The sequence below is a fragment of the Streptomyces sp. NPDC039480 genome, from assembly GCF_055597165.1.
The window spans coordinates 136091-149218 of record NZ_JBVITX010000010.1 but is presented as its reverse complement, the minus strand read 5'-3'; the positions used below and the strand labels follow the sequence as shown (position 1 = coordinate 149218).

At 71.1% G+C, this 13128-nt stretch carries 17 protein-coding genes; 16 read left to right on the top strand and 1 reads right to left on the bottom strand.

From position 1 onward, the window contains the following. Window positions 1-182 precede the first annotated feature (182 nt). The 16 genes from rpsP to ACZ56E_RS28795 all read left to right on the top strand — a co-directional run bounded on the left by rpsP (window position 183) and on the right by ACZ56E_RS28795 (window position 12394). Window positions 183-620: a 30S ribosomal protein S16 gene (gene rpsP / locus ACZ56E_RS28870; RefSeq protein WP_398308681.1), complete on the top strand. Its 438-nt coding sequence runs from the start codon at window positions 183-185 to the stop codon at window positions 618-620. 2 nt (window positions 621-622) lie between these two features. Then, window positions 623-862, top strand: a complete 240-nt coding sequence (locus tag ACZ56E_RS28865) for an RNA-binding protein (protein ID WP_014176063.1) — start codon at window positions 623-625, stop codon at window positions 860-862. Between the two features lie 94 nt (window positions 863-956). Beyond that, complete coding sequence (rimM, locus tag ACZ56E_RS28860; protein WP_471218599.1) at window positions 957-1526, top strand: ribosome maturation factor RimM; 570 nt, start codon at window positions 957-959, stop codon at window positions 1524-1526. Continuing rightward, window positions 1526-2347: a tRNA (guanosine(37)-N1)-methyltransferase TrmD gene (gene trmD / locus ACZ56E_RS28855; protein WP_471218596.1), complete on the top strand. Its 822-nt coding sequence runs from the start codon at window positions 1526-1528 to the stop codon at window positions 2345-2347. The genes rimM and trmD overlap by 1 nt, the downstream gene beginning before the upstream one ends. Window positions 2348-2478: 131 nt before the next feature. Next, window positions 2479-2829, top strand: a complete 351-nt coding sequence (rplS, locus tag ACZ56E_RS28850) for a 50S ribosomal protein L19 (protein WP_150172712.1) — start codon at window positions 2479-2481, stop codon at window positions 2827-2829. 45 nt (window positions 2830-2874) lie between these two features. Further along, window positions 2875-3597 (top strand): signal peptidase I, encoded by a 723-nt coding sequence (lepB, locus tag ACZ56E_RS28845; RefSeq protein WP_468611432.1) that lies wholly within the window; start codon window positions 2875-2877, stop codon window positions 3595-3597. Then, window positions 3590-4675 carry a signal peptidase I gene (gene lepB / locus ACZ56E_RS28840; protein WP_471218594.1) on the top strand — a complete coding sequence of 362 codons (1086 nt, stop codon included), beginning with the start codon at window positions 3590-3592 and terminating at the stop codon, window positions 4673-4675. Before lepB (ACZ56E_RS28845) ends, lepB (ACZ56E_RS28840) begins: the two co-directional genes overlap by 8 nt. Next, the gene (gene lepB / locus ACZ56E_RS28835) at window positions 4560-5537 is read left to right on the top strand and encodes a signal peptidase I (RefSeq protein ID WP_471218592.1); all 978 of its coding nucleotides are present in this window, start codon (window positions 4560-4562) and stop codon (window positions 5535-5537) included. Before lepB (ACZ56E_RS28840) ends, lepB (ACZ56E_RS28835) begins: the two co-directional genes overlap by 116 nt. A gap of 80 nt (window positions 5538-5617) precedes the next feature. Next, window positions 5618-6370: a signal peptidase I gene (gene lepB, locus ACZ56E_RS28830; RefSeq protein WP_471218590.1), complete on the top strand. Its 753-nt coding sequence runs from the start codon at window positions 5618-5620 to the stop codon at window positions 6368-6370. Further along, entirely contained in the window at window positions 6360-6872 is a 513-nt protein-coding gene (locus tag ACZ56E_RS28825; protein WP_471117996.1) for an NUDIX hydrolase, read from the top strand. The genes lepB (ACZ56E_RS28830) and ACZ56E_RS28825 overlap by 11 nt, the downstream gene beginning before the upstream one ends. A 55-nt stretch (window positions 6873-6927) precedes the next feature. Then, window positions 6928-7236 (top strand): DUF2469 domain-containing protein, encoded by a 309-nt coding sequence (locus tag ACZ56E_RS28820; protein WP_005311352.1) that lies wholly within the window; start codon window positions 6928-6930, stop codon window positions 7234-7236. Window positions 7237-7335: 99 nt separating this feature from the next. Then, window positions 7336-7743, top strand: a complete 408-nt coding sequence (locus ACZ56E_RS28815) for a YraN family protein (protein ID WP_471218588.1) — start codon at window positions 7336-7338, stop codon at window positions 7741-7743. Next, on the top strand, window positions 7743-9362 hold the full coding sequence (locus ACZ56E_RS28810) for a YifB family Mg chelatase-like AAA ATPase (RefSeq protein WP_471218586.1): 1620 nt from the start codon (window positions 7743-7745) through the stop codon (window positions 9360-9362). Before ACZ56E_RS28815 ends, ACZ56E_RS28810 begins: the two co-directional genes overlap by 1 nt. Continuing rightward, on the top strand, window positions 9359-10525 hold the full coding sequence (dprA, locus tag ACZ56E_RS28805; RefSeq protein WP_471218582.1) for a DNA-processing protein DprA: 1167 nt from the start codon (window positions 9359-9361) through the stop codon (window positions 10523-10525). Before ACZ56E_RS28810 ends, dprA begins: the two co-directional genes overlap by 4 nt. A 362-nt stretch (window positions 10526-10887) precedes the next feature. After that, on the top strand, window positions 10888-11730 hold the full coding sequence (whiG, locus tag ACZ56E_RS28800) for an RNA polymerase sigma factor WhiG (RefSeq protein ID WP_362339986.1): 843 nt from the start codon (window positions 10888-10890) through the stop codon (window positions 11728-11730). 106 nt (window positions 11731-11836) lie between these two features. Further along, window positions 11837-12394, top strand: a complete 558-nt coding sequence (locus ACZ56E_RS28795) for a TetR/AcrR family transcriptional regulator (protein WP_362994267.1) — start codon at window positions 11837-11839, stop codon at window positions 12392-12394. On the opposite strand, the gene ACZ56E_RS28790 is transcribed toward ACZ56E_RS28795, so the two are convergent. Then, window positions 12348-12989 carry a murein hydrolase activator EnvC family protein gene (locus tag ACZ56E_RS28790; protein WP_471218581.1) on the bottom strand — a complete coding sequence of 214 codons (642 nt, stop codon included), beginning with the start codon at window positions 12987-12989 and terminating at the stop codon, window positions 12348-12350. The two genes, ACZ56E_RS28795 and ACZ56E_RS28790, sit on opposite strands and share 47 nt — an antisense overlap. Between the last annotated feature and the right edge of the window lie 139 nt (window positions 12990-13128).

The following is a 13128-nucleotide window of genomic DNA, read 5'->3' as shown; positions in this document are numbered from 1 at the left end:
GGGGCGCCCGGTCCGGGTTCGGGTGCCCCGGCGGCGTATGGCACAATGGCTAGCTGTACTCGACAGTCGCATAGGACCCCTCTCTCCTCCGGCTGACGCGTCCATCGGGCACTCGAGTACCGCAACCCCACGCGGCATCACCGTTGTGCCCACCCACGTCAAGACCAGGAGACACCACTTCCGTGGCAGTCAAGATCAAGCTGAAGCGTCTGGGCAAGATCCGTTCGCCTCACTACCGCATCGTCGTCGCCGACTCCCGTACCCGCCGTGACGGCCGGGCCATCGAGGAGATCGGCCTGTACCACCCGGTGCAGAACCCGTCGCGCATCGAGGTCGACTCGGAGCGCGCCCAGTACTGGCTGTCCGTCGGCGCCCAGCCGACCGAGCCGGTCATGGCCATCCTGAAGCTCACCGGTGACTGGCAGAAGCACAAGGGTCTGCCCGCCCCGGCGCCGCTGAAGGTCGCCGAGCCCAAGGACAAGCGCGCTGCGTTCGAGGCCTTCACCAAGGGCCTCGAGGGCGACGACGCCAAGGGTGAGGCCATCACCCAGAAGGCCAAGAAGTCGGACAAGAAGGCGGACGAGGCCGAAGCCACGTCCACCGAGACCACCGAGGCCTGAGCATGCTCGAGGAGGCTCTCGAGCACCTCGTGAAGGGCATCGTCGACAACCCCGACGACGTGCAGGTGGCCTCGCGCAACCTGCGCCGTGGACGCGTTCTCGAGGTCCGGGTCCACCCCGATGACCTCGGCAAGGTGATCGGCCGCAACGGCCGCACCGCACGCGCTCTGCGCACGGTCGTGGGCGCCATCGGCGGCCGCGGTGTCCGCGTCGACCTCGTCGACGTGGACCAGGTTCGCTGAACCGGGTTCGTAGAACCACACAGCAGCACCGGCTCGGGCCGGGGAGGGCTTCAGGGCCTTCCCCGGCCCGTAGTCGTGAACGAGGAGAAAAGCAGTGCAGTTGGTAGTCGCCCGCATCGGCCGTGCGCACGGCATCAAGGGTGAGGTCACCGTCGAGGTCCGCACCGACGAGCCGGAGCTGCGGCTCGGCCCCGGCGCCGTCCTCGCCACGGACCCCGCCGCCACCGGCCCGCTGACCATCGAGACCGGCCGGGTGCACAGCGGCCGCCTCCTGCTGCGCTTCGAGGGCGTGCGCGACCGCACGGCCGCCGAGGCCCTGCGCAACACCCTCCTGATCGCCGAGGTGGACCCCGAAGAGCTCCCCGAGGAAGAGGACGAGTTCTACGACCACCAGCTCATGGACCTCGACGTCGTCCTCCAGGACGGCACGGAGGTCGGTCGCATCACCGAGATCTCGCACCTGCCCTCCCAGGACCTGTTCATCGTGGAGCGGTCCGACGGCAGCGAGGTGATGATCCCCTTCGTCGAGGAGATCGTCGTCGAGATCGACCTGGAGGAGCAGCGGGCGGTCATCGACCCGCCCCCCGGTCTCATCGACGACCGCGCCGAGATCGCCTCCGCGCGGGACGCGGAGGACGAGGCGGCTTCGGAGGGCACGGCGTAATGCGGCTCGACGTCGTCACGATCTTTCCCGAGTACCTGGAACCGCTCAACGTCTCCCTCGTGGGCAAGGCACGCGCGCGTGGGCAGCTCGACGTCCAGGTGCACGACCTGAGGGAGTGGACGTACGACCGGCACAACACGGTCGACGACACTCCCTACGGCGGCGGCCCCGGCATGGTCATGAAGACCGAGCCCTGGGGCGCGGCCCTCGACGACGTGCTCGCGGACGGGTACGAGGCAGGGGCCCACGGGCCCGCCCTGGTCGTTCCCACGCCCAGCGGCCGCCCCTTCACGCAGGAACTCGCCGTGGAGCTCTCCGAGCGCCCCTGGCTGGTCTTCACACCCGCGCGCTACGAAGGCATCGACCGCCGCGTCACGGACGAGTACGCGACCCGCATGCCGGTCTACGAAGTCTCCATCGGCGACTACGTCCTCGCCGGCGGGGAAGCCGCCGTCCTGGTCGTCACCGAGGCTGTGGCCCGGCTCCTGCCCGGCGTCCTGGGCAACGCCGAGTCCCACCGGGACGACTCCTTCGCCCCCGGAGCCATGGCCAACCTCCTGGAGGGCCCGGTGTACACCAAGCCTCCCCAGTGGCGCGGGCACGGCATCCCCGACGTCCTGCTCAGCGGCCACCACGGCAAGATCGCGCGCTGGCGGCGGGACGAGGCGCTCCGGCGCACCACCCGCAACAGGCCCGATCTCATCGAGCGCTGCGACCCCGGGGCCTTCGACAAGAAGGACCGCGAGATGCTCTCGATCCTGGGGTGGCGGCCGGGGCCCGACGGCCGATTTGGGCGAGACCCCGAGGCCGTGGAAGAATAGGCCGCTGCTGTACGTCCAGCGTGCGCCCCTGCCACAGGGGGAACGACGCCCGCCCGACGCGATCAGCTACCGAATCCTCATCACCACGTTCCGCTGATGACCTGTGGCATCAGTGAAGAAAGCAGACGATCATGGCTAACCTGCTCGACTCCGTCGACAGCGCGTCGCTGCGCAGCGACATCCCGGCCTTCCGCCCGGGTGACACCGTCAACGTCCACGTCCGCGTCATCGAGGGCAACCGCTCCCGTGTGCAGCAGTTCAAGGGCGTAGTCATCCGTCGCCAGGGTGCCGGCGTGCGCGAGACCTTCACGGTCCGCAAGGTCTCCTTCTCCGTGGGCGTCGAGCGCACCTTCCCGGTGCACACCCCGATCGTCGAGAAGATCGAGCTCATCACCCGCGGTGACGTGCGTCGCGCGAAGCTGTACTACCTCCGTGACCTGCGCGGCAAGGCCGCGAAGATCAAGGAGAAGCGCGAGAGCTGAGCTCCCGCGCGGGTCCACAGCGGGGCCGGATAGCATCTGGCCCCGATGGACACCGAAGAACAGCACACGGAGCGCGACCGCTCCTCCACACCCTCCGATTCCGGAGACGTCCCGCACGTCGCCGAAGCATCCGAGGAGACGGAGGAACGGTCGCGCTCCGTTTTCGCGTCGGTCGTCGAGTGGCTGCCGGGCGGCCGGCTCACGCTGACGTTCCTGCTGGGCGTGGGAGCCCTCCTCCTGGTCGCCACCTTCGTCGTGCAGCCCTTCCAGATCCCGAGCGGCTCCATGCAGCCCGCGTTCCGCTCCGGGGACCGGGTGCTCGTCAACAAGTTGGCGTACCGTTTCGGTTCCGAGCCGCAGCGGGGTGACGCGGTCGTCTTCGACGGCAGCGGCTACTTCGGAGACGCCGACTACATCAAGCGGGTCGTGGGCACCGGGGGAGACCGGGTGGTCTGCTGCGACAAGCGGGGGAGGATCAAGGTGAACGGCGAGCCCGTCGACGAGCCGTATCTGTACCCGGGGGACGCGGCCTCCAAGGTGCCCTTCGACGTCGTCGTCCCCGAGGACAGCCTCTTCCTCCTCGGCGACCACCGCAGTGACTCCCGCGACTCCCGCGACCACCTGGGGCAGCCGGGCGGCGGCATGATCCCCGTCGGCGAGGTCATCGGCAGGGCCGACTGGATCGCCTGGCCGATCGGCCGCTGGACCTCCCTGAAGCGCCCCGACAGCTACGCGCGCGTGCCCGCACCCGGTGGCGCCCATGGGTAGCCGGGGGCGGACACGCGCCGCCGGCCACCACGCCGACACCAGGCTCCCCACCGGGTCCCGGCCGACCGACGGTCCCGTACTGCCCGGCCGGGCGGAGCGCCGCAAGCTCGCGAAGAAGGTCAAGCGGCGCAGGCAGCGTTCGGCCATCAAGGAGATACCCCTCCTCATAGGTGTGGCGCTGCTGATAGCCCTCGTCCTGAAGACGTTCCTGGTGCAGGCCTTCGTGATCCCTTCGGGCTCCATGGAGCAGACGATCCGGATCGGCGACCGGGTCCTCGTCGACAAGCTCACCCCCTGGTTCGGATCGAAGCCGGAGCGCGGCGAGGTCGTCGTCTTCAAGGACCCCGGCACCTGGCTGGAAGAGGAACAGGGCAAGAAGAAGGACGACCCGGTGGTCGTCAAGCAGGTCAAGGAAGGGCTGACCCAGATCGGCCTGCTCCCCTCCGACAGCGAGCGGGACCTGATCAAGCGGGTGGTCGGCGTCGGCGGCGACACCGTGAAGTGCTGTGACAAGAACGACAAGGTCACGGTCAACGGCGTGCCGTTGGACGAGCCGTACATCCACCCCGGGGACAAGCCGTCGGCCTTCGAGTTCGAGGTGAAGGTCCCCGAAGGACGCCTCTTCATGATGGGCGACCACCGGAGCGACTCCGCCGACTCCCGCTTCCACCGCTCCGAGAAGTTCAGCGGCACCATCGCGGAGGATGAGGTGGTCGGACGCGCCGTCGTCATCGCCTGGCCCTTCGGTCACTGGCGCAAACTGGAGAAGCCCGAGACATATGCGTCGGTTCCCGACGCGCGTGCGGGATCGGACAGGGCCACAGGAGCGTCGCATAGGGTGGCCCCCGGCGATCGATACGGATTGATCCGGCTCCCGACCCCTGCGGAACTCCCGCTCGTTATGGGAGTGGTGGGCCTGCATCGCATCTGGGGCAGGCGGCGGCACGGACTGAGGAGTGGATGTGGGGGATTTGGCGGTCGGCGCACGATCCGGACACGAGGGGCCCGAAGAGCGGCCGGGACGATCCGACGAGCCGGGCGTCGACGCCGTCGCGGACGGTGCGGCCCCCGGGAGTGAAGCCGGCGACGGCGGCAGTGGCGGCGGTGACGGGGCGACGAGCGCACAGGACGCCAAGCAGCCGAAGAAGCCCCGCTCCTTCTGGAAGGAGCTCCCGCTCCTCATCGGCATCGCGCTGGTCTTGGCGCTGCTCATCAAGACCTTCCTGGTCCAGGCGTTCTCGATCCCTTCGGACTCGATGCAGAACACGCTGCAGCAGGGGGACCGCGTCCTCGTCGACAAGCTGACGCCGTGGTTCGGCTCGGAGCCGGAGCGCGGCGAGGTCGTCGTCTTCAGGGACCCCGGCCACTGGCTGGACGGCGAGCCCACCCCCGACCCGAACGCGATTCAGCGGGTCCTCGGCTGGGTCGGCCTGATGCCCTCCGCGGACGAGAAGGACCTCATCAAGCGCGTCATCGCGGTCGGCGGCGACACCGTCGAGTGCAAGGGCACAGGACCGGTGAAGGTCAACGGCAAGGCGCTGAACGAGCCGTACGTCTTCGCGGGCAACACCCCGTGCAGCGTCGACGACCAGGGCGGCCAGTTCAAGAAGACCGTACCCAAGGGCAAAATCTGGGTCATGGGCGACCACCGGCAGAACTCGCTGGACTCCCGCTACCACCAGAACCAGCCCGGCGGCGGCGCCGTCCCCGTGGACAACGTCGTGGGCCGCGCCATCGTCATCGCCTGGCCGCCCACCCGCTGGGCGACGCTGCCCAAGCCCGACACCTTCGACCAGCCGGGCATCAACGCGCTCGCCGGTGCGGCGCCGAGCGCCCTCGGACTCGCGGGTGCCGTGCCGCTCGTGCTGTGGCGCCGACGCCGGCTCACGGTGGCCGCGGCCCGGGCCGCGAGGGTTTCTGGCGGCAGTACCGCCGGGTAGGGTGCCGTCCCAGATCGCCGATCTTCCGCCGTCCGTTCGTACGGACGGCGGGGTCGTCTCCGAGACGGGGGAGCACTGGGATGAGCAGGACGCAACGTACGGACGAGGGCCGCGGACGGCTCGGCAGCACGCTGTCGAGCATCGCCGTGGCCCTCGGCTGTGTGCTCTTCCTCGGCGGATTCGTCTGGGGCGCCGTCCTGTACCAGCCCTACACCGTCCCCACCGGGTCGATGGCGCCCACGATCGGCTCGGGCGACCGCGTGCTCGCCCAGCGCATCGACGGCGACGAGGTGCGCCGCGGTGACGTCGTCGTCTTCAAGCAGAAGACCTGGGGCGACCTGCCGATGGTCAAGCGCGTCGTCGGCATAGGAGGCGACCGGATCGCCTGCTGCGAGGACGGCAAGCTGACCGTGAACGGCAAGGAGATCGCAGAACCGTATCTCCCGAAGGGCAAGTTCGCCACGTCCGGCATCCCCACCACGACGGTCCCCAAGGGCCGCCTGTTCCTGCTCGGCGACGAGCGCAGCGGCTCCCTGGACTCCACCGTGCACCTCGACGACGGGCAGAACGGATCGGTGCCGCGCGACGCCGTGCGGGCGCGGGTCGACGCGGTGGCCTGGCCGACGGACAGGCTCGGCATGCTGGAACGGCCCGAGGGCTTCACGGGCCTGCCGGGCGGCATCTCGGAGCCCGGACCGCTGCGCATGCTGGTGATCGCCGTCGTGGCGGGCATGGTCCTCGTCCTGGGCGGCGGGGCGTACGGGCCGGTGGCCAAGCGCATGGGGCGCCGACGCGGGAGCGACAGTGCGCGGGAGGCCGCGAGTGTCGGCTGAGGCGGCGTCCCTGTCGGGGCGGCCGCTGCGCCGGGTGGCGCGGGTGGTCCTGCTCGATCCGGACGACCGCATCCTGCTGCTGCACGGCCATGAGCCGGGAGACCCGGCGGACGACTGGTGGTTCACGCCGGGCGGTGGGGTCGAGGGCGACGAGACGCGGGAGCAGGCGGCGCTGCGCGAGCTGCGGGAGGAGACCGGCATCACCGCCGTCGAGCTCGGCCCGGTGCTGTGGCGGCGCCTGTGCTCGTTCCCGTTCGCCGGGCGGCGCTGGGACCAGGACGAGTGGTACTACCTGGCGCGTACGTCGCAGACCGCGACCGTCGCCGAGGGGTTCACGGAGTTGGAAAGGCGCAGTGTCGCCGGAGCACGTTGGTGGACGTGCCGTGAACTGACCGAGGCGCATGAGACGGTGTACCCGACCAGACTCGCCGGGCTGTTTCGCAGACTGCTCGACGAGGGGCCCCCGGACAGGCCCGAGATCCTCGACACGGAAATCGTGTAGGGGCTCGCGGGGCTGACGCACAATAGGGGGACGCACGGCTGAAGGGGAACATGCCATGAGCGCCGAGGACCTCGAGAAGTACGAGACCGAGATGGAGCTGAAGCTCTACCGGGAGTACCGCGACGTCGTCGGTCTGTTCAAATACGTGATCGAGACCGAGCGGCGTTTCTACCTCACCAATGACTACGAGATGCAGGTGCACTCGGTCCAGGGCGAGGTCTTCTTCGAGGTGTCGATGGCGGATGCCTGGGTGTGGGACATGTATCGGCCGGCTCGGTTCGTGAAGCAGGTGCGGGTCCTCACGTTCAAGGACGTGAACATCGAGGAGCTCAACAAGAGCGACCTCGAGTTGCCGGGCAGCTGAGGTGCCACGGCCGGTGCGGCGAGGTTCACTCGCGGGGGTGGCGGAGTTTTCCACAATCGCCGAGTTGTGCACCAAGATCCAATAGGTGCGGCCTGATCCGTGACTGTGGGTGCCGGAGGTGGTGCCGACATGAACGCACGGGGAGCACTCGGCAGGTACGGCGAAGATCTGGCCGCGCGGCGGCTGGTCGAGTCGGGGATGACGGTTCTTGAGCGCAATTGGCGCTCCGGCAGGACCGGTGAGATCGACATCGTGGCCATGGACGGCGATGCCCTCGTCGTCTGCGAGGTCAAGACGCGCAGGGCGGGCCGGCCCGGCTCCACGCCGTTCGAGCATCCGATGGCGGCCGTGGACCGGATCAAGGCGGAGCGGCTGCGGAGGCTGGCCGAGCGCTGGATCGAGGAGCGCGGCGGCCCACCACCCGGCGGAGTCCGCATCGATCTGGTCGGTGTGCTGATTCCACAGCGCGGCGTTCCCGTGGTCGAGCATGCGCGAGGGGTGGCCTGATGGGCTTCGCGCGTACGTGTTCGGTGGCGCTGGTCGGCGTCGAGGGCGTGGTCGTCGAGGTGCAGGCCGGTCTGGAGCCGGGGGTCGCGGCGTTCACCCTGGTGGGCCTGCCGGACAAGAGCCTCACCGAGAGCCGCGACCGGGTCAGGGCGGCGGTGGTCAACTCGGGCGGGGCGTGGCCCCAGAAGAAGCTCACGGTCGGACTGAGCCCGGCGTCGGTGCCGAAGGGCGGCAGCGGATTCGACCTGGCTGTCGCCTGCGCGGTCCTCGGGGCGGCCGAGCGGATCGACCCGAGGGTCCTCGCCGACATCGTGATGATCGGTGAGCTGGGCCTCGACGGCCGGGTGCGGCCGGTCCTCGGCGTGCTGCCCGCGGTTCTCGCCGCGGCCGACGCGGGGTACGAGCAGGTGGTCGTGCCGGAGTGCACGGCGGCCGAGGCCTCGCTGGTCCCTGGCGTCTCGGTCCTCGGGGTGCGCAGCCTGCGGCAGCTCATCGCGGTGCTGACCGACGAGCCCGTGCCGGAGGAGGAGCCTGACGAGCCCGGGCGGCCCGACCCGATGCTGGCGGGGCTCTGCGTCCCCGGCACCGGCGTCGGCACGGGCCTCAGCGGGGCCCTGGACGACACCCGTGGGCTGGATCTGTCCGACGTCGTCGGGCAGGCATCGGCGAGAACCGCCGTCGAGGTGGCCGCGGCGGGCGCCCACCACCTCTTCCTGCAAGGGCCACCGGGCGCAGGCAAGACCATGCTCGCGGAGCGGCTGCCCGCGATCCTGCCCCGGCTGACCAGGGAGGAGTCCCTGGAGGTCACTGCGGTCCACTCGGTGGCGGGCATGCTGCCCCCGGGCAGGCCACTGGTGGACATCGCGCCGTACTGCGCGCCCCACCACTCCGCGACCATGCAGTCCCTCGTGGGCGGCGGCAAGGGAATCGCCCGGCCGGGCGCGGTGTCGCTCGCCCACCGAGGGGTGCTTTTCCTCGACGAGGCGCCGGAGTTCAGCAGCCAGACCCTGGACTCCCTGCGCCAGCCCCTCGAATCGGGGCATGTGGTGATCGCCCGGAGCGCGGGGGTGGTGCGGCTCCCGGCGCGGTTCCTGATGGTGCTCGCGGCCAACCCCTGTCCATGTGGCCGGCACACCTTGCTGGGCGACGGCTGCGAATGCCCGGCGTCCGTCATCCGCCGCTATCAGGCCCGCCTCTCGGGCCCCCTGCTCGACCGGGTCGATCTGAAGGTCCAGGTGGAGCCCGTCACCAGGTCGGAACTGGCGGGGTACGGCACGCGTGGGGAGTCCACGCAGACCGTTGCCGACCGGGTGCGCACCGCGCGGGAGAGGGCGGCCGCCAGGCTGGCCGGCACCGGATGGCGCACCAACAGCGAGGTCCCCGGGCACGCGCTGCGCACCCGCTGGCCCGCGGCCCTCGGCGCGTTGGACGCGGCTGAAGTGGATCTGGAGCGCGGCTTCCTGACCGCCCGCGGCCTGGACCGCGTCCTGCGCGTGGCCTGGACCGTCGCGGACCTGGCGGGCCACGACCGGCCCGACGCGCAGGACGTCGCCCTGGCGCTGCAACTGCGCACGGGCATCTCCCGCGGCGTGCCGATGACGATCGGAGCGCCGACATGACGGCCGAGCGGCCGCCGGACGAGGAGCGGCTCGCCAGGGTCGCCCTGACCAGGGTGCTGGAGCCGGGGGACGTCGTCGGTGGGCGGTGGCTGCGCGAGGTCGGGGCCGGTGAGGTGCTGCGGCGGCTCGGCGGAGGGGAGGAGCAGGAGCGCTTGCCGGGGGTGACCGCGCGGCGGTGGGAGGGGCTGCGGGCGCGGGCGGCCAAGGTGCGGCCGGAGCGGGATCTGGCGGTGGTGCGGGAGGCCGGGGGCAGGTTCGTGTGTCCGGGCGACGCGGAGTGGCCGGTGACGCTGGACGACCTGGGGGACGCGCGCCCGCTCGGGCTCTGGGTGCGGGGGCGGCCTTCCTTGCGGATATGGGCGCTGCGGTCGGTGGCGGTGGTCGGCGCGCGGGCCTGCACGGAGTACGGCGCGCACATGGCGGCCGGTCTCGCCGCGGGGCTCGCGGAGCGCGGCTGGGTCGTGATCTCCGGAGGGGCGTACGGCGTGGACGGCGCCGCGCACCGAGGGGCGCTCGGAGCCGGCGGTGCAACCGTGGCCGTGCTCGCCTGCGGGGTCGACCGGCCCTATCCACGGGGGCACGCCGAGCTGATCGGGCGGATCGCGGAACAGGGCCTTGTCGTCGGCGAGTTGCCGCCGGGGGATCATCCGACGCCGAGCCGGTTCATTCTGCGGAACAGAGTGATCGCGGCGCTGACCCGGGGGACGGTGGTGGTCGAGGCCGCCTACCGCAGCGGTGCGCTCGCCACGGCCCGCAGCGCCCAGGAGTTGGGGCGCTTCACCATGGGGGTGCCGGGGCCCGCGACCAGCGGTCTCTCGGCCGGGGTGCACGAACTGCTGAGGGGTGACGGCGTCCTCGTCACCGATGCCGCCGAAGTCGTCGAACTGGTCGGCGACATGGGGGAGCTCGCACCGGCCCGCCGGGGGCCCGTCGTGCCGCGTGACCTGCTGACTTCCGGGGTGCGGCGGGTCCTGGCCGCGCTGCCCGCGCGGGGGTGGGTCGGGGCGCGGGACGTCGCGATCGGTGCCGGGACGACCGAGGACGACGCGATCGGGCGACTGTACGAGCTTCAGTCGTTGGGGTTCGTCGAACGACACGGCGACGGCTGGCAGTTGACACGCCAGGCGTTTCTGTCGGTCGTCCCCGATGGAGGTGAATCGTGACCGAGCGTGTTCCGCCGGACGGATGACCCCCGAAGGCCTTGGGAAATCGCGGAGTTGGCGCGTTCTCGCCGTCACACAGTGCGACGGCGCTGACCCCGGAAGGGGGTCAGCGGAACGTATCTGCGCACGCGCGATCCCATACTCTTCGCTCACTGCGACACTTCAGTCACGCTACGCTCACAAGGATTCCGACACGGACAGGCAACCAGACGGACGAACTCATTCATTCCACGCACGCTCTCCAACGCTCCGGCGCGAGCGCCACCGGTGATTCCACCGGCTCGCGCGACCTCCCCGACGCACGCGACCTCCCCGGCTCGCGCGACCTCACCAGTTCACGGCAGAACGGCTCAAGGCGACGAATGCCCCAGCACACCTCAGGGTCCGACCGGGCAGCGGTTCCCCCCGCGGCTCGTAGCGGCGAGCGGGAGCGGCCCCCCGCTCCCTCGTCGCTGGACGAGTTGTGGCGGTCGTACAAGGAGACGGGCGACGGACGGCTGCGGGAGCAGCTGATCCTGCACTACTCGCCGCTGGTGAAGTACGTCGCGGGCCGCGTGAGCGTGGGACTTCCGCCCAACGTCGAGCAGGCCGACTTCGTCTCGTCCGGGGTCTTCGGGCTCATCGACGCGATCGAGAAGTTCGACATCGAGCGGTCCATCAAGTTCGAGACCTACGCCATCACGCGCATCCGCGGGGCGATGATCGACGAACTGCGGGCGCTCGACTGGATCCCCCGGTCGGTGCGGCAGAAGGCGCGCAACGTCGAGCGGGCCTACGCCACCTTGGAGGCGCAGCTGCGGCGCACCCCGTCGGAGGGCGAGGTCGCTGCCGAGATGGGAATCGCGCTGGAAGAACTGCACGCGGTTTTCAGCCAGTTGTCCCTGGCGAACGTGGTGGCGCTCGAAGAGCTGCTGCACGTGGGAGGCGACGGCGGCGACCGCCTCAGCCTGATGGACACGCTGGAGGACCACGCTGCCGACAACCCCGTGGAGGTCGCGGAGGACCGGGAGCTGCGCAGGCTGCTTGCGCGGGCGATCAACACGCTGCCGGAGCGCGAGAAGACCGTCGTCACGCTCTACTACTACGAGGGCCTCACGCTGGCCGAGATCGGCAACGTGCTCGGGGTGACCGAGAGCCGCGTGAGCCAGATCCACACGAAGTCCGTGCTGCAGCTGCGGGCGAAGCTGGCGAGTTTTGGCCGCTGAGAGCGCTGAATCGTCCCTGCCCGGCACGGCGTGCGCGCGGGAGCAGCTCCCGCGTGCGGCGTCCCGTCCGTAAAGTGGAGCTGTGCCAAGGATTCGAGCGGCCTCAGTGGCCGAGCACCGGTCGATGCAGCGCGGCGCCCTGCTGGACGCCGCGCGCTCCCTGCTGTCCGAAGGCGGTACGGAGGCGCTGACCTTCCCCGCCCTCGCCGAGCGCACCGGGCTCGCCCGGTCCTCCGTCTACGAGTACTTCCGATCGCGGGCGGCCGTGGTGGAAGAGCTGTGCGAGGTCGACTTCCCCGTCTGGGCGGCCGAGGTCTCGGCGGCGATGGAGGGCGCGGAGTCCGCCGAGGGCAAGGTCGAGGCGTATGTGCGGCGGCAGCTGGCCCTGGTGGGCGACCGGCGGCACCGGGCCGTGGTCGCCATCTCCGCGAGCGAGCTCGACGCCGGGGCGCGCGAGAAGATCCGCGCCGCGCACGGCGGTCTCATCGCGATGATCGTCGAGGCGCTCGACGAGCTGGGCCACGAGCAGCCCCGGATGGCGGCGATGCTGCTCCAGGGCATCGTGGACGCCGCGGTGCGGCGCATCGAGCTCGGGGCGGCCGAGCGGCCCGACGCCATCACCGAAGCGGCCGTGGCCATGGCACTGCGAGGGGTCCGGGGCTGACCCCTCGGCCGTACGGGCCCGTCGGTGGTGGCCATGGCGGGAGCGGGCCGTGCACGGGCAGCAGGCGTGCGGGGCTCCGGCGCAGCAGCCACGGCGGGAGCAGGGCCATGGGGTTCAGATAGGTCTCGGCTCTGCGCAGGCCCCAGTGCAGACAGCTCGTCGGGCAGTGTCCCGTCGGAGGTTCCAGGAAGCCGAGCGGGGCGCCCGCCGCGATCTTGTCGCCCTTCTTCAGCGTCGCCCGCACCGGTTCGTACGTCGTGCGCAGGGGCGGGTCACCGGTGCCGGTCAGCTCCACCGAGACCACGCCGCGCCCCGCCACCCGGCCCGCGAACGAGACGCGGCCCTCGGCCACCGCCCGCACGGCGGAGCCCGCGGGGGCGGCGAGATCCACACCCCGGTGGCCCGCGCCGTAGTCGGTGGCGGGAGGGTCCCAGCCGCGCACGACCGGCGGGCGGGCACCCACCGGCCAGGTCGTCGCTGCCGCGGGGACGGGAGCGGGGACGGCAGCCGGGGCGGGGGCCAAGGGCTGGGGCAGGAGGGTCGCGAGCAGGGCCGCCAGTGTCGGCAGCAGCAGTTCCAGGCGCAGATGAGACATGCGAGAACCGTCCCGTGCCGGGCGGATCCGCAGGGATCATGGACCGGTTCTGTGGACGACCGGCCGGTTGTGGACAGCGCTGCCACCCGATCGAGTCAGGCCCGTCACCGGGCCGACGTCGGCGGCCTCGCCGGTCAGG